The sequence below is a fragment of the Paraburkholderia tagetis genome (assembly GCF_022213065.1).
GTDB classification, from domain to species: Bacteria; Pseudomonadota; Gammaproteobacteria; order Burkholderiales; family Burkholderiaceae; genus Paraburkholderia; species Paraburkholderia tagetis.
In genome coordinates, this window is sequence record NZ_JAKLJA010000002.1 from 267,143 (window position 1) to 284,265 (window position 17,123).

Sequence of the window (17,123 nt, forward strand, 5' to 3'; positions counted from 1 at the left end):
TTTGAACGAAGGCGGCTTGCCGCCTTTTTACGGCATCATTTATCTACCTCTTAATAGATAGAATTTGCTGACCAGATTCACACCCGCAGTTCAACTTGCTGCATAGCTCACACTGGAGAGTCAGTCATGTCGATCGAAAAAGTGCTCTATACCGCCGACGCAACCGCAACCGGCGGCCGCGACGGCCGCGCCGTGGTGCCCGAAAGCAACCTCGATTTCAAGCTCACCACGCCGCGCGAACTGGGCGGCGCGGGCGGCGACGGCGCCAACCCGGAACAACTGTTCGCGGCCGGTTATAGCGCCTGCTTCATCGGCGCGATGAAGTTCGTTGCCGCGCGCGACAAGATCGCCATTCCGGCCGACGTTTCCATCAATGGCCGCGTGGGCATCGGCGCGATCCCCAATGGTTTCGGCATCGAAGTCGAACTGCGCATCTCCCTGCCCGGCATGGACCGCGCGGCGGCTCAGGCACTCGTCGACAAGGCCCATATCGTGTGCCCGTACTCGAACGCCACGCGCAACAACATCGACGTCACGCTGACGATCGTTTAACGGCGCGTCGGTTATTTTCTCGATTTCCGATTGGAACGGCCGGGCTACGCGGACTATCTCGTCTGCGTGGCCCGACTTGTTTTCTCTTTATCGGATATGAAACTCGCGCCCGGCCGCTGGCCTCATGCAGCCGCAGCGTCGTGCGCAAGACCTGCCATCAAGCCACTCGCACGCTGGACCTTCGCCTGAACCGCGCGGTCGAGCACCGAACGTCCTTCGGGAAGCGCTAGCGTGAGAAACGCGCTTGCCCGCGTGATGCCGGTATAGACGAGCTCTCGCGTAAGGATCGGACTGTAGGTATCGGGCAGCACGAGTGCAGCGTGCGTGAACTCCGAGCCCTGGGACTTGTGGACGGTGAGCGCAAATACCGTCTCGACACCCTGTAGACGGCTCGGCGACACCCATTTCACGCCACCCGTACCATCGCCGGCCGGAAATGCCACGCGCAGCACCGGAGGAGCGCCCGCCTCCACCGGCAAATCGAGCGCGATACCAATATCGCCGTTCATCAAGCCAAGTTCGTAGTCGTTATGCGTGACGAGCACCGGCCGGCCTGCATACCAGTCGCCAAGCGGCTCGATCAGCCCCTCTTCCTGCAGAATCCGCGCAACGCGCCGGTTGAGCCCGTCCACGCCCCATGCCCCGCGCCGCAATGCGCACAGTAGCTGGAACTCGGTATGCGCCTTCAACACCGCGGCCGCCCATTCGGACAGCGCCTCGGGCGACGCCCCCGGCGTGGGACGCAACGCGCGCATCGTGACCAGATAGTGCCGATAGCCGCGCCGCTGTGCGGCACCTTCAGGCACATCGTGCCCGTCGTGCCCGTCGTGCCCGCCGTGCACTTCGCGCACGTCACGTTCATCAAGCGCTTCGCTCACCACGCCGTCGACGATCAGCGCGCGCAGCGGTGCATCGTCCTGCGCGGGGCAGATAAGCCGGGCAAGATCCGCGTAGCCGTGTCGCCAGATTTTCGCCACGCCCGTGGCATCGCCCACATTGACGAGATCGGCGAGCGCGCCGATCCCGCTTTCCGATGCGAAACGATGGCTCTCGCGCAGCATGGCCACGGCCTGATCGAGCGCCGTACCGCGCGCATCGAGCATCGCGGCGTCGATCCGCTCGCCCGTCGCGGCTTCGAGCCAGGTGCGCGACGCTTCCGTGTAGTGGCCTTCGCGCGCGCGGTTGCAGAGTTCGCCCAGCACCGCGCCGGCCTCGACGGAGGCCAATTGATCCTTGTCGCCGAGCAGGACGAGACGCGCCGTGGGCGGCAAGGCATCGAGCACGGCCGCCATCATCTCGAGATCGACCATGGAGGCCTCGTCGATCACGAGCACGTCGACGGGCAGCGGATTGTCCGCATCGTGGCGAAAGCGCCGGCTGCCCGGCCGCGTGCCCAGCACACGGTGCAAGGTGGACACCACGGTGGGGATCGCGTTACGCAGCACGGCGGCGTCCACTTGCTGCGCGAGCGCGTCGAACGGCAGCCGCGCGACGGCGCCGGCGATCGACTCGTTCAGGCGCGCCGCCGCCTTGCCCGTGGGCGCCGCGAGGCGGATCCGCAGCGGCCGCCCGCCCGCTGCCGCCCGGCCGAGCGCAAGCGTCTGCAGTAGCGCGAGCAGCTTCACGACCGTGGTCGTTTTGCCGGTGCCGGGGCCGCCCGTGATGATGCTAAAGGCGCTGCGCGCCGCGAGCGCACAAGCGAGCTTCTGCCAGTCCGCGCCTTTCGCATCGGAAAGGCGCGGCGCAAACAGCGCGTCGAGCGCCGCGCGCGCGTGCGCCGCCGGCAAATCGACTTCGAGTCGTGCGCCCTGCGCGAGCCGCGCCTCGATGCCCGCGCGCACGTCCTGCTCGTATTGCCAGTAGCGCCGCAGATAGAGGCGCGTACCCACCAGCACGAGCGGCGTGTTGCCTTGCTCGCGCCCGATCAGGTCGGGAACGTCGAGCGCGCGCAGCCACTGCGTGAGCGTCACGCCAGCCAGCACTTCGGCGGGCGGCAAAGGCGGCTCGTCGGTGGGCAACTGCGGGCCGTCCGGCGGCAAGGAGAGCGCGAACGCCGGATCGTCGAGCGTCGCCTGCAGATCGAGACACACGTGCCCCCGTCCCAATTGATGGCTCGCGAGCGCCGCGGCCAGCAACAGAAGCGGTGGCGCTTCGGGCGCCTCGTCCAGCAAAAAGCGGGCAAAGGCGCCGTCGAGCGTGCGCAGCCAGCCGCGCTCGACCCAACGGCCAAGCGTGCCGAGCATCTGGGTGGACGATTCGCATGACGTTGTACACGCAACAATATCGGGTTGCTGCAGGCTCAGGCCCTGCGCAGGCTCATTCGCTGCCTCGTCCCGCGCGGCATCGAGCTGCTCGAACAGATCCCCCGTCACGCCGATGCCGTCCTTCGGCCCGCGTGCCGCCGTGGTACGTCGCTTCGTCATGCTGCATCCTCCAGCACGCCGTGATGCGAAAACAACGCGTCGAGTTGCTCGATCAGCTCGCGCGGCGGGCGCTCGCAATGCAAACCCTGGCTCGGCGAGTGGCCGCCGCGCAGGAACATATAGACCGCGCCGCCCACGTGGCGGTCGTAGTCGTAGTCGGGCAAGCGCGACTTGAGCAGGCGGTGAAGCGCGAACAAATAAAGCACGTATTGCAATTCATAGCGCGAATGGAGGATTTGCGAGCGCATCTTTGCCGCCGTATACGAAGCGTCGTCGGGTCCGAGCCAGTTCGACTTGTAGTCGGCCACGTAATAGCGGCCTTCGTGGATAAACACGAGGTCAATGAAGCCTTTGAGCATGCCGTTCAGCCGCGCCGCGTCCAGCGGCGGGCGCGCCGCGCCGTCGAGCGTCAGCCCCGTGACGAGCGCATCGAGCTCCTGCGTGTCCACCTTGTGCACCGCGACCCAGAACTCCATTTCGGCCATATAGGAAGGCTTGTCGAGCGATGAGAGCTTGACGGGCGGCACCGCCTCGCCATCGAATGCGGGCAAATGCAATGGCATCTGGATGAACGCCAGCATCCACTGCGTGAGCGTATCGATCCAGCGATCCCAGCCGCGCACGCTGCAGCGGCGCGCGATCATGTCGCGCAAACGCGCCGTGTCCTTGTCTTGCGCGATCTCCGCAAAACCCTCATTCGCTACCCACTCCATCAACTCGTGCAGGAAGCTGCCCGCATCGGCGCCACGCTCGAAACCGTGCATCGGCGCATCCGCCGGCGCGATAACGTTGGCCGCGTTGGCCTCGGCCATGGCGAGCACATCGTCTTCGTCGATGGGCGCGCTGGCACCCAGCAGTTCGAGAAACACGTCTTCGCCGCGCGTATCGGGGGCCGTGCGCGCCTCTTCCGCCGCGTGCGCGGCGTAGGCGTCCTGTGCGCCCTCCACCGTCTTCAGGCTCGAATAGCTCGCGATCCACCAGGGCACGCGCGCACGGCGCGGGAACGTGCGGGCACGCCCGCGTGCCACGCCCGGCCCCTGCAAGACGAATACTTCATGGCCAGGCTCCGGCGCTGGCGCCACGGCAATGTCCATGCACGAACCACGCAACGTTTCGAGCAGCGTCGCACTCTGGTCCGCCGGCAATGCCGCGCCGCCGCCCACGAGATAGCCGAACGCGCTCGCCTCCACGCTTTGCACGGGCGCATAGCCGATCCATGTCGCGTAACGCGCGCGCGTGAGCGCGACATACAGCTTGCGCAGGTCCTCGCCAAGCCGCTCGCGGTCGGCCTGTTCGAGCACGCGCGAGTCCGCTTCGAGCGTGACATGCAGATCGCCGTTTTCGTCGTGCCATTTGAATGGCACATCGTCGGCCTTCACGGCACGATGCGCGCAGGCGAACGGCAAGAACACGAGCGGATATTCAAGGCCCTTCGACTTGTGAATCGTCACGACCTGCACGAGCCCCGCGTCGCTTTCGAGGCGCAGTTGGCGCGCATCGCCTCCGCCGCCAGCGCTTTCGTCTTCGCGCTGCTCGTCGAGATAGCGGATCAGCGCGTGCTCGCCGTCGAGCTGCGTGCTCGCTTGCTGAAGCAATTCAGCCAGATGCAGCAGATTCGTGAGCGCGCGTTCGCCGTTGAGCCCCGAGGCCGCGCTCTGCCCGAGCAGACGCTGCGATACGTGGAAGTCGTTGAGCAAACGCCGCAACATCGGCAGCACGCCCTTCTTGCGCCACACCTCGCGATAGCCGCGAAATTGCAGCACGCGCGCCTCCCATGCGATCTCATCGTGGCCGAGCGCATCGAGCTCGCTCCACTCGAGGCCGAGCGAAGCCGTTGCAAGCGCGCTGCGCACGAGGCGGCCATCGTCGGGTTCCGCACAGGCGCCCAGCCAGTAGCGCAACTCCTCGGCCTGCGGCGTCTGATACACGGAATCGCGATCGGACAGATAGACGCTGCGCACGCCACGCTGCGCGAGCGCTTCGCGAATCGCACGCGCCTCGTCGCGATTGTTTACGAGCACGGCCATGTCCGAGGGCCGCACGGGCTTCAATCCGTGCTCGCCTTCGAAGCCCGCCGCCTGGGTCTGACCCAGATTGAGCAGGCGGACCATTTCGCTCGCGCAGCTTGCAGCCATGCTCGCGAAATACGCGGACTTGCTCAACGGTTTGCCGTCTTCCGCGGCGGGCAACCACCATACATTGAGCGCCGCGAGCGCACTGTCGCCCGCGATCAGTTCGTCGGCACGGCCATGCGCATCGGCGGCAACGAACGGCAATGCGTTCGTCTCGCCTTGCGCGCCGCGAAACAAAAACGCACCGCTGCCTTCCGGACGCGACTCCGCTGCCTCGAAGCAACGGTTTACCGCGTCGACCATCGCACGCGTGGAGCGGAAATTTTTCTTCAGCGTATAGAGACGCCCCGCGCAGGCACGCCGCGCGCGCAGGTAGGTATAGATATCGGCGCCCCGAAACGCATAAATCGCTTGCTTAGGATCGCCGATCAAAACGATGGCCGTCTCGCTGCGATTCGCTTCGATGTCGTAGACGGAATCGAAGATCTGATACTGGACCGGATCGGTGTCCTGGAACTCGTCGATCAGCGCAACCGGATACTGCTTGCGGATGATCTCGGCAAGACGCGGACCGTTCGGCTTCTTCAACGCGGCTAGCAAACGCGTGAGCAAGTCGTCGAAGCCCATTTGCGAGCGGCGGGCCTCTTCCTGCTCGAAACGCTGCGCAACCCAACGGGCCGCATGGCACAGAATGGGCAGCTTCGCCTCGGGACGCGCGGCGAGCGCCTCACGCAATGTCTCCATCGCGGTGAAGCAGGCGTGGGCCGGCGGCGCGCCGTCCTTCCAGATTTCAGCGAGCCCGGCTGGCGTGAGGCGCGTCCAGACCGCGGCATCGTCCTTGAAGCCGGGATGCGTGCTCAGCGGATCGTTCGCCCATTCGCGCAACTTCGCGAACCAGTTGTCGCAGTTCCGCGTGTTCAGCTTCTTCGCGTCGAATTGTTTCTTTTCGCGCGCCGCGGCGATCAGCGCCTGGGCTTCGTCGATGCCGGCACACCACGGCGTCTTGAGCACTTCGAGGGCTTCCTGCGCCCGACAGCGGGCGTCGAGCAAGGCCGCCTCGGGTGCCGGCGCCTCGGGCAGCAGATCCGCGTGCGCGAGCAAGCCGCGAATCGCGCCATGCAAGTCATCGGGGCTGGTGAACCAGGCGCGCACTTCTCCCGCGCTTTGCGCATCGAGCGGCGCCATGAAGGTGCGCCAATAGTCACGCACGACCTCGGCGCGCAATTCGGTCTGGTCGGTCTCCAGCGTCTGCGAAAAGAGGCTGTCGCTATCGAACGCGTGCTCGCTGAGCATGCGGTTGCACCAGCCGTGGATCGTCGAAACGGCGGCCTCGTCCATCCACTCGGCGGCGAGTTGCAGGCGTCGCGCACAAGCGGGCCACTGTTCGGGCGCGTACTCTTCCCGCAGGTCGTGCAGCAGATCGGTGCCGGGCGAGCGCAGCGCAATATCGTCGGGCTGTGCGCGGAAATACTCGGACGCTTCGATCAGGCGCGCGCGAATGCGCTCGCGCAGCTCTTTCGTGGCGGCGTCCGTGAAGGTCACCACGAGAATCTCTGGTGGCGTCAGCGGGCGCATGCCTTCATGCGCAACAACGGCTTCGTCATGCCCGCCGCCATGTTCACCCTGCCCGCCATGGCCAAGCACGAGCCGCACATACAGCATCGCAATCGTGAACGTCTTGCCGGTGCCTGCGCTCGCTTCGATCAGGCGGCTGCCGTAAAGCGGGAAGCGCAACGGCTCCAGCACGTCGGCGATCATGTCGTCCGGCGGGGTCATGCGCGAGGTCATGCAGTTTCTCCAGCGGTATCGGCAACGTTCGAGGCAGCACGTTCGGGCTTCGAAGACGCAAGCGGCGCGCGCTGCACCGGCAGCAGCAATGACGTTGCTAGCGCAACAAATTCATCGCTCTCCACGAGCGCATCGAAATCGGGAAACGCCCTGCGCAGATAGGGATTGGTATCGCGCTCGCCGGGCATGCGCGCGGCGCCCTCATACACCGTGCGTGCGGCGTCCCACGCCTCGGCCGGCACCGTTGCGCTGGCACGATCGAAATCGGCGGGCAGCTTGCGCAGCCATGCGAAGGCGGTCTTCACCGCAAGCGGCAACGGCCTGCGCCCGCCTTCGTCACAGGCCGAGAGCAGCGCGAGCAGCCACGTGCGCGCGACCTCGGGCGCGACGGGTGCGAATTCCGCCACGCCCACCTTGCTCACGATCACCGTCGTCACCGCGCCCGCCGCGAGTTGCGCGGCGATATGCGCGACCCAATACGCGACGAGACGCTCGCCCCGATATTTGTTGTCCTTAACAAGCGTGCCGGCATCGAGAATCACGCGCCCCAGCGCGCCGCCCTCGCCTTCGCGCACGTCGTCGATCCAGTCCTCAATCGCCAGTGCGCGGCCATCGAACTGCGCATCGAGGCGAATTTCGTATTGGCGTGCGAGCAGCGTGGGCCAGCGCGCGAGCGCCTTGCGATATGCGCCGAACAGGTCCTGCATCGGCGCGAGCAGTTCTTCGCCGATGACTTCGCCAAAGCCCCCCGCCGCCAGATCGCCGCTACGGTGCATGCGATCGAGCCGTGCGCGCGCCACCGTATCGAGGTCGGCGTCGCCGCGCTCCATCGCCGTCATCTGCGCGCGGATCAATTCGCCCTGCAACTGCCACGCCTGCAATGCATCCACTTCGAAGGGCTCGTGATTCTCGCTCGCCTCGTCCTGCATTTCGAGCCCCACGCGCAAGCGCAAGCGAAAGAAGCTGCGCACCGGGTCGCGCAGGAACTCGCCCAGTTCGCGCACGGAAAGCGGCTCGTCGCGCTCGGCAGCAGGCAATCGCGCACCCGCTCGCGCAGCATCGGCCAGCGGCGCGGGACGGCTCCATTCATGCGCGTAGGTATAGAGCGTCGCGTGATGCGGATCGGCGGGAAAATAGTCGGGGCTGAAGGGCTGCAGACGATGTTCGATCGTCAGCGCATCGAGCAGCGTGTGCGAGGCGCGAGGCGCTTCGTCTTCATCGTGCTCGAGCCGCCAGCCGTCCTTCAGATGGTCGCGCAACTGGCCCACGAGCACCGAAGGCGGACGCGGCGTATTGTCGGTCACGCTGCGGCCCACCCACGAAATATGCAGATGATCGCGCGCGGAAAGCAGCGCTTCGAGAAACAGATAGCGGTCGTCTTCGCGCCGCGAGCGGTCGCCTGGCCGATAGTCGCGCCGCATGAGGTCGAAATCGAGCGGCGTGCGGCTGCGCGGGTAGTCGCCATCGTTCATGCCGAGCAGGCAGACGTAGCGAAACGGAATCGCCCGCATCGGCATGAGCGTCGCGAACGTCACCGCGCCCGCGAAAAAGCGCTGCGCCAGGCCGCCGCCGTCGAGCTGCCCGAGCCAGTTTTCCGCGACGATCGCGAGCGGCAGCGCATCCGTGAGCGCGGCCTCGCCACATGCTTCGCGCCACGTGTCCAGTGCGTTCGCGAGGCGTTCGAGCGTATAGGCATCCTCGCCTTCGTCAGCGGCAAAGAATGTGGTCATCAACGTGCGCAAACGCTCGCACCAGACGTCCACGCTGGCCGGCTCGCGCAGCGTGCGCCATGCATGGTCGAGCGCATCGACAAGACGCGTGAGCGGCCCGAGCAACGCGGCGTCGAGCCCGCCGATTTCCGCATATGGCTCGATGCCGCGCCACGTGCCCGAGCGATCGCCCGCCGCGTAGCCGAGCAGCATGCGCCGCAGCCCGAAAGCCCAGCTATTCGGGGCATTTTCTTCGCCTTGCGGCAGCCCCAGGCTCGCGCGCTGCCCGCCGTGCAGGCCCCAGCGGATGTTCGCGCCGTCGATCCAGTTGCGCAGCGTGGGCACGTCCTCGGCGTCGATGTCAAAGCGCGCGCGCACGGCAGGCACTTCGAGCAGGTCGAGCACGTCGCTCACTGTCACGCGGGCGTGCGGCAGCGAAAGCAGCATTTCCAGCGCGCCAATCAGCGGATCGAACGCGCGTTGCGCGCGGTCCGCGATACTGAACGGGATATAGCGCGGGTCGTCGCTCTCGACGAGGCCGAACACGGCCTGAATGTGCGGCGTGTAGACCTCGATATCGGGCACCATGACGATCACATCGCGCGGCCGCAAAGCCGGGTCCGCCGCGAACGCCGCAAGCAGCCGGTCGTACAGAATCTCCACCTCGCGCTGGGCGCTGTGCGCCACATGGAAGCGGATCGACTCGTCCACCTGCGGATCGACGGCAGGCCAATGCTCGCGCGTCTCGGGCAAGGGCCGCAGATCGCGAATGTCGTCCTGCAATTGCTGAAGCAGCGTGTCGGCGTCGCCACCGTCGAAGAGATCGATGCGCTGACCAATACGCGTGAAATGCGGCGTATAGGTCTCGCGCGCCTCATCGCTATCGTATTCGTCGAGCAAGCCGATGAAGTCGCGCCCCTGCTTGCCCCATGCCGCCAGCAAGGGCTGCGCGTGCAGATGCAGTTGCGACTCGTCGAGCACGGCGGGCGCGCCCGCACGGCGGCGCTGGCGCGCGTGCCGCGCGCGCAGCAGATCCTGGTCGGCGACGATGTCGGCCCAGTAATGCATGCACGGGTTGTGCACGCATAGCAGCACCTGGCTCCAGCGCGCGAGCGCCGCGAGCACTTCGAGCGACTGGCGCGGCAGGCTCGAAATGCCGAACACGACGAGGCGGCGCGGCAACCCGCGCGGGCGCGCATCGCCCTCCTGCCACGCCTGCGCACGCGCCATGAAAAGCTCGTGCACGGCGGCGCGGCCCGTGAGCGCCGCCGCGCTACCTTGCGGCGCGCCGGCGCTCACGTCGGCAAGCAGCGCCCGCCAGAGCGCGGCCTGCCAGCGGGCGTCGTCGGCGAGCGGCACGCGGTTGTTGCGCGCGTCGATCACCACGTCGTCGTGCGCGGCCCATGCGGCGAGCCAGTCGGCGCGATAGACCTGGTATTGGTCGAACAGATCGGCCACGCGCTGTGCAAGCTGGAAGCACTTGCGCTGCTCCTCGTCGTTCGCCATGAAGCGCTTGAGTGGCTCGTAGCCGGGCGTATCGAGCAACGCGGGCAACATGCGCATGAGACGCCAGACGAGGCGCGACTTGTCGAACGGCGAAACGGGCGGCACCGCGTCCTCGCCCAGCACGGCACGGTAGACCGCCCAAAGGAAGCGCGACGGCAGCGACATTTCGAGCGCGGCTGCAATGCCGCAGCCGCCGTCCTCGGGGTCGGCGGCGAATGCGAGCTTGAGCCATTGCGCGATGCCGTTGCTCTGCACGAGCAACATTTCCTTTTCGAGCGGTGCAATGGGGTGCTGGTTGATCCATTGGACAATCAGGTCGCGCAGGCGCTCGGGTTCGTTGCCGTGGACGAGCATCAGCCCCGCGGGCAATTCGCGCGCGCTCAAACGCGGCCTCCGTGCGGCACACGGACGGCATGAGCACAGTGGTCGCCATGAGCGATTGCGGAGCGCGGTGAGCGCGGACGATGCGTGAGGAATGCGGCCATGTCGCCTGGTGGTGTCTGTTGCCGATAGGAAACTGATGCACCGCGTGCGCTTTCCGATACGAAACCGGCGCGTAACCCCAGCGGTGCGGGCCGGCTCTACAAGCCAGCCCGAAGCGACATGTTACGACATTGGCGGCTCAGCCGAGGCGCGTTCCCTCGGCGGGATCGAAGAAATGGAGGCGCGCCGGCGGCAGGCGCACGGCAATGCGCTCGCCGCGCGCGGGGCGCATCTCGTGCGGCAGGCGCACGACCACATCGTTGCCGCCCCAGCGGCCATGGGCAAGATTGTCCGCGCCAAGCAGCTCGCAGGTTTCGACCTCGAGCGTGGCGGTCTCGCCCGCGTCGGGCTGCGCGCCGCCATTGCCGTGCATGTGCTCGGGACGCACGCCCAGCACGCATTCGCGTCCCGGCTCCAGCACCGCGCGCAAGCCAGCGGGAAGCTGCACCAGCGGCAAGGGCAATTGCGGGCCCATGCCCGCCGTTTCGAAGCGCCGGCCGTCCGCGCTCACGCGGCCGCGCAGCAGGTTCATGGCCGGCGAGCCGATAAAGCTCGCCACGAACATCGAAGCGGGCCGGTCATAGACCTCGCTGGGCGTGCCGATCTGCTCGGCGCGCCCGCCGTTGAGCACCATCACGCGTTGCGCGAGCGTCATCGCCTCGATCTGGTCGTGCGTGACGTACAGGCTCGTCGTGCGCAGACGCGCATGCAGCCGCTGAATCTCCAGACGCATCTGCACGCGCAGCTTCGCGTCGAGATTCGAAAGCGGTTCGTCGAAGAGGAACACCGAGGGCTCGCGCACGATGGCCCGCCCCATCGCCACGCGCTGGCGCTGCCCGCCCGAAAGCTCGCGCGGCTTGCGCTCGAGCAGCGCGCCAAGCTCCAGGATCCCGGCGGCGGCCGCCACGCGCGCGTCGATCTCGCGCCGATCGAGCCCCTGCAACTTGAGGCTGTAGCCCATGTTGCGCGCCACCGTCATATGCGGATAGAGCGCGTAGTTCTGAAACACCATCGCGATGTCGCGGTCCTTCGGCTCGATGCGGTTGACCACTTTGCCGGCGATCGAAATCTCGCCCGAGGTCACGCTTTCGAGCCCCGCCACCATGCGCAGCAGCGTGGACTTTCCGCACCCGGACGGCCCCACCAGCACCATGAATTCGCCGTCCGCCACCTCCACGTCGATGCCGTGCAGCACCCGCTGCGCCCCATCGTACGATTTCATCACGCCCCGCATGCTCAATGCCGCCATGCCGTCTCCCGCTGTTTTGTCCGTTGCTTCATTTGCAGCCTCTTTTACCGCTTCGTTCGTCGTTTCGCATTCCGCACGCTACGCTCGCTGTCACGCGTCACTTCTCCACGTCCACGAGCCCGCGCACGAACCAGCGCTGCATCGCGAGCACCACCACCAGCGGCGGCAGCATCGCGATCATCGTCGCGCACATCACGAGATGCCATTGCGTGGCCGCATCGCCGCTCGCAATCATGCTTTTGATGCCGACGACCGAAGTGGTCATGGACGCCGTGCTCGACATGAGGATCGGCCACAGATACTGATTCCAGCCGTAAATAAACGTGATGACGAAAAGCGATGCGATATTCGTCTTCGAAAGCGGCAGGACCACGTCCCAGAAGAAGCGCAGCGGTCCCGCGCCGTCGATGCGCGCCGCCTCGATCAATTCGTTGGGCAGCGTGAGGAAGAACTGGCGAAAGAGAAACGTCGCGGTGGCCGAGGCAATCAGCGGCAACGTGAGGCCCGCATAGGTGTTGGTGAGATGGAGCGTGGCCGCGACCTGCACCGTGGGGAAGATGCGCACTTCCACGGGCAGCATGAGCGTCACGAAGATCAGCCAGAACGACAGGCGCCTGAATGGAAAGCGGAAAAACACGATCGCATAGGCGGAAATAATGGAGATGGCGATCTTGCCCACCGAGATCACCAGCGCCGTGATGACGCTGTTGAGCAGCATCTTGCCAAAGGGGCTCGCGGCATTGCCCGTGCCCACGTTCCAGATCGTTGCCACGTTCGCGAGCAGATGCGTGCTGGGCACGAGCGAAAGCGGCACCGAGAATACCTGCTGCGCGTTCATCGTCGCCGCGCAGAACGCGACATAGACGGGAAACGCCACGACAGCCACGCCGAGCAGCAGCATCGCGTGACAGAAGAGGTTGAAGTATTTGCGGTTCTCGATCATTGGTGAGCAACCCTTAATACTGGACCCGCCGTTCGATGAAGCGGAACTGGAAGATCGTGAGCGCCGTGACGAGCAGCATCAGCACCACGGACTGCGCGCCCGAACTGCCGATATCGAGCCCGCGAAAACCTTCGTCGAAAATCTTGTAGACGAGCGTGCGCGTCGCCTGTCCCGGGCCGCCGCCAGTTGCCGCATCGATCACCGGGAAGGTGTCGAACAGCGCATAGACCACGTTCACGACGAGCAGAAAGAAACTGGTGGGCGAAAGCAGCGGCAAGGCAATGCCGAAGAAGCGCCGCACCGGCCCCGCTCCGTCGATGGCCGCGGCCTCGAAGAGCGACTGCGGAATGGCCTGTAGCCCCGCATAAAAGAACAGAAAGTTGTAGCTGATCTGCTGCCACACGGACGCAATCACCACGAGCGTCATGGCCTGGCCCGGATTGAGCGCGTGATTCCATACCACGTGCACGCGCGCGAGCGCGTAAGTCACGAGGCCGATACTCGGATTGAAGAGAAAGCCCCAGAGCACCGCCGCGATGACCGGCGCCACCGCATACGGCCAGATCAGGAAGGTCTGGTAAAAGCGCTTGCCGCGCGTGACATGATGCGCCATGGCGGCGAGCGCAAGCGAGAGCACCAGCCCGCACACGGTCACGAGCGCGGCGAACACCACCGTCGTCTTGATGGAGTCCAGATACAGCGGGTCTTTGAAGAGATGCGCGAAATTCGCGAGACCGACGAATTCGGAGGAGGTGCCGAAGGCGTCCTCGGCCTGCGTGGATTGCAGAAGCGCGACGCCCGCAGGCCAGAGAAAGAAGACGGCCGTGACCGCGAGTTGTGGGCCGACCAGCAGATAAGGCAGCAGGCTCGCGCCGAAACGGGAGCGTTGTTCCATCGCGTCGATCTCCTCGATATGCATCGCTACATAGGCGCGCCTGCATTTTATCCGAGAGTCACGACGCGCCTCCTCATGCTGCTCGCGAGCACGAACGGCCCGCGCGCTCGCGCGTTACGCCAGCGCCGCGGCCGCGAATTTGCCGAGGTCCGTGCCCGGATCGCGCAGTGCGGCCGTATCGAGCCGCTTGCCCGAGCCCACGAGCTTCTTGCCGAACAGGAAATCGGGCATCGAGCTCACCGCGTCGACCGCCAGCAGCGCACCGTCTTTCAGGTAGTAAACGGCAAAGCGGCGCGCGGCCGGGTCGCCGCGCACGACCGTCTCGTCGTAGCCCTGGTGCAGGCCCACCGTTTGCAGTTTGAGATCGTATTGATCGGACCAGAACCACGGCGCGTCGCACGCGGGCCGCGCCTTGCCGACGATGGCCGAAGCGGAGAGCTTCGCCTGCTCGACCGCGTTGTGCACGCTCTCGAGACGCCCCGTGCGGCTGTAGTGCGCAAGCGGCCGGCTCGCGCAGTCGCCAATGGCGAATACGTCGGGGTCGGACGTGCGAGCGTCCTCATCGACCTGAATGCCGTTGGCGCAGGCGATGCCCGCGTCCTGCGCGAGCGCGACATTCGGCGTGATGCCGATGCCGATCAGCGCGAGCGTGGCCGGCACGATCTCTCCGTCCGCGAGTTTTACGCCCGTGAGCTTGCCGTGCTCGCCCACGAACGCCTCGATCTTCGCGTTCAGACGCAGATCGACGCCTTGCGCGCGATGTTCGTTCTCGTAGAACGAGGAAACCGTCTCGCCGGTCACGCGCCCCAGCACGCGCGGCGCGGCCTCCAGCACCGTCACCTCGTGTCCCAACTGGCGGGCGGCGGCGGCGGCCTCCAGGCCGATATAACCGGCGCCGATCACCACGATCCGCTCGCCGGGCTTCACGCGCTCGCGCAGCACGTCGGCGTCGGCGAGCGAGCGCAGCGCCATGATGCCCGTGAGCTCGTGCCCCGGCAGGGTCAGCGCGCGCGGCGTCGAGCCGGTCGCAAGAATGAGTTTGCTGTAGTGCAGCGTGGTCCCGTCGCTGAGCGCGAGCGTGTGGCTCGCGCAGTCGAGCGACTGGGCACTCGCGCCGAGCTTCAGCTCGATGCGCTGATCGTCGTAAAACTGGCGCGGCTTGAGCCAGAGCCGCTCGAGTTCCTGCTCGCCCTTCAGGTAGGTCTTGCTCAGCGGCGGCCGATGATACGGCGGCACCGGCTCTTCGCCCACCAGCACGACGCGCCCCTCGTAACCATACTGCCGCAGCAGCGCCGCCGCGTTGCCGCCCGCGTGCCCTGCCCCGACGATCACTACCGTATTGCCTGCTTCCTGCATGTCCGCTCCCGTTTATTGATTCGCCGCGCGCATGGGCCATGGTCATTGAGCACGGCGCCTTGCCAATCTGGGCCGGCGCGCACGGCCTGCGCGCCGGGACCGAAATCATCTCACGTCCGCGCGGCGAACGGCAAAGCCCTGTTTGCGTGTACAGCACCGGCACGCAGCACAGCCACGCGACCCAGCCACGCAATCAATCGAGCGCGTGGTCGTTCGGCGCCGCGTAAAGCGCGCGCAGCGTCTCGCTCATCGGAAAGCTGAAATTCACGCCTCTCGGCGGCACCGGCTGGTTGAACCACTTCGTATAGAGCGCATCGATCTCGCCGCTTTTCATGAGTGCGCTCATCGTATCGTTCACGAGCTGCCGGAAAGCCGGATCGCCGTTGCGCAACATGAATGCATAGGCCTCCCAGGATTGCGGCGTGCCGACGACCACCCAGTCCGATGGATGCGCAGTCAACGAACGCGTGCCCGAGAGCAGCACATCGTCCATCATGTACGCGACCGCGCGGCCCGATTCGAGTATCGCGCGCCCCTGCCGATAATCCTTCGCGCTGATCACCTGCATGTTCATCTGCTTCTCGAGATTCATGCGGCGCAGGATGCGCTCGGACGTGGTGCCCTGATTGGTGAGCACGGTCTTGCCCACGAGATCCTTGAAATCGTGGATGCCCGAATCCTTGCGCGTGAGAAGCCGCGTGCTGGCGACAAAGAACGTATCGGAAAACGTCACCTGGCTGTGGCGCGCCTGGAGATTGGTGGTGACGCCGCATTCGAGATCGACGGTGCCGTTCTGCACGAGCGGAATGCGGTTTTGTGAAGTCACGGGAATGAAGCGCACCTGCAGATTCGCGCGTTGCGTTTTCGCCTTTACGGCATCGATGACACGATTGCAGATGTCCTGCGAAAAGCCGATCACGTTGCCGTTCGCATCCACATACGAAAACGGCACGGAAGTCTCGCGATAGCCGATTGCAATCATGTTCGCGGCCCGGACCTTTTCGAGCGTGGGTTGTGCCACCTGTGCGCACGCCGGTTGCGCCAGCAACAACGGCAGCGCGAGCATTGCCGCTCCGCCCAGACCGGTGTACGACGCCGAACACCGCAACTTCGCCATACGCTTGAGCCGGTTCATGACTCGCTCCCCCATCCCCGATATTCGTTTCGATTCGTAAAGTGACGCATGATGTGCAACGCGCCCGTTCAGCCTGACTCACAGCGCGCGCCACCCAATAAAATGCTAACTCGCGATGTTAGCTCGCGAATGCCGCCACGCGAAATCCGAGCAAAAAAAAGCAGCGGACAAATCCGCTGCTTTCGCATAGCGGGTGCCTCGCACGCATGCTCAGCGCCACGCATGTTGGGCAGATAGAACAGCGTGATCACGCCGAGCACGAACGAAGGCAGCAAACCCGCGCCAGGCATGCAAGGCGCATAATCGTAGCGGCGCGCAATCGGCACTGTCAACCTTATGTAAGCATGGGCAATCTGCAGTCGCGCCCGGCACCGGACTAGAATCATCAGTCGAGTTTCGTATCGGACACATCGCATGGAGGAGCGCACGCCATGACTCATGCCGCCCCGCCTCGTCGCCCGCGCGTCTATCTCGCCGGCTTCGACGTATTTCGCCCCGACGCGCTGGCATACGGCACACACCTCGTCGCCCTGTGCAGCGAATTCGGCTTCGAAGGGCTTTATCCGCTGGACGTACACGTGCCCCCGGACCTCGACGGTCCGCGCCAGGCGGCGTGGATTTACCGCGCCAATATCGACACCCTCCGCGGCGCGGACATGGTGATGGCAAACGTCAACGATTTTCGCGGCCCGGGCGAGCCCGACTCGGGCACGGCATTCGAGATCGGCTTTGCCGTCGCGCTCGGCAAGGAAGTCTGGGCTTATACGGCCGACACCGGCACGCTGATCGAGCGCGTGCCGTCGCAACCCGGCGCGCAGGGCCGGCTATGCGAGCGCGGCTTTCTCGTGGAGGATTTCGGCCTGTCGAAAAACCTCATGATCGCGTGTGCCGCGCGCATCGTGCAGGGCGATGCGCGCGCGTGCCTCGCCGCCATGGCGCGGGGGAGCCGGGACTAGCCGCGCCGCCCGTCGCCCGTCGCCCGCCGCCCGTCGCACTACACACTGCGCCGCGC

General features: G+C 65.8%; 10 protein-coding genes. 2 read left to right on the forward strand and 8 right to left on the reverse strand.

All coding sequences use genetic code 11. The features are described from left to right. Positions 1-126: 126 nt before the first annotated feature. Complete coding sequence (locus L5014_RS04250) at positions 127-552, forward strand: organic hydroperoxide resistance protein (RefSeq protein WP_238462321.1); 426 nt, start codon at positions 127-129, stop codon at positions 550-552. A 122-nt stretch (positions 553-674) separates the two neighbouring features. On the opposite strand, the gene recD is transcribed toward L5014_RS04250, so the two are convergent. The 8 genes from recD to L5014_RS04290 form a co-directional block, all read right to left on the reverse strand. Continuing rightward, a complete protein-coding gene (gene recD / locus L5014_RS04255) occupies positions 675-2,975 on the reverse strand; it encodes an exodeoxyribonuclease V subunit alpha (protein ID WP_238462322.1) in 2,301 nt (766 codons plus the stop codon). After that, positions 2,972-6,835: an exodeoxyribonuclease V subunit beta gene (recB, locus tag L5014_RS04260; RefSeq protein WP_238462323.1), complete on the reverse strand. Its 3,864-nt coding sequence runs from the start codon at positions 6,833-6,835 to the stop codon at positions 2,972-2,974. Before recB ends, recD begins: the two co-directional genes overlap by 4 nt. Beyond that, the gene (gene recC / locus L5014_RS04265; RefSeq protein WP_238462324.1) at positions 6,832-10,434 is read right to left on the reverse strand and encodes an exodeoxyribonuclease V subunit gamma; all 3,603 of its coding nucleotides are present in this window, start codon (positions 10,432-10,434) and stop codon (positions 6,832-6,834) included. The genes recB and recC overlap by 4 nt, the downstream gene beginning before the upstream one ends. A 238-nt stretch (positions 10,435-10,672) precedes the next feature. After that, complete coding sequence (locus L5014_RS04270; RefSeq protein ID WP_238462325.1) at positions 10,673-11,782, reverse strand: sn-glycerol-3-phosphate import ATP-binding protein UgpC; 1,110 nt, start codon at positions 11,780-11,782, stop codon at positions 10,673-10,675. 97 nt (positions 11,783-11,879) lie between these two features. Continuing rightward, positions 11,880-12,725 carry a sn-glycerol-3-phosphate ABC transporter permease UgpE gene (ugpE, locus tag L5014_RS04275; protein WP_238462326.1) on the reverse strand — a complete coding sequence of 282 codons (846 nt, stop codon included), beginning with the start codon at positions 12,723-12,725 and terminating at the stop codon, positions 11,880-11,882. A 13-nt stretch (positions 12,726-12,738) separates the two neighbouring features. Next, entirely contained in the window at positions 12,739-13,620 is an 882-nt protein-coding gene (ugpA, locus tag L5014_RS04280) for a sn-glycerol-3-phosphate ABC transporter permease UgpA (protein ID WP_238462327.1), read from the reverse strand. Positions 13,621-13,734: 114 nt separating this feature from the next. Further along, the gene (locus tag L5014_RS04285) at positions 13,735-14,976 is read right to left on the reverse strand and encodes an NAD(P)/FAD-dependent oxidoreductase (RefSeq protein ID WP_238462328.1); all 1,242 of its coding nucleotides are present in this window, start codon (positions 14,974-14,976) and stop codon (positions 13,735-13,737) included. A gap of 193 nt (positions 14,977-15,169) precedes the next feature. Continuing rightward, positions 15,170-16,042 (reverse strand): transporter substrate-binding domain-containing protein, encoded by an 873-nt coding sequence (locus L5014_RS04290; RefSeq protein ID WP_238462506.1) that lies wholly within the window; start codon positions 16,040-16,042, stop codon positions 15,170-15,172. A gap of 500 nt (positions 16,043-16,542) precedes the next feature. Here L5014_RS04290 and L5014_RS04295 point away from each other — a divergent pair, with 500 nt between their 5' ends. Continuing rightward, positions 16,543-17,067 (forward strand): nucleoside 2-deoxyribosyltransferase, encoded by a 525-nt coding sequence (locus tag L5014_RS04295; protein ID WP_238462329.1) that lies wholly within the window; start codon positions 16,543-16,545, stop codon positions 17,065-17,067. The last annotated feature ends 56 nt before the right edge of the window (positions 17,068-17,123 follow it).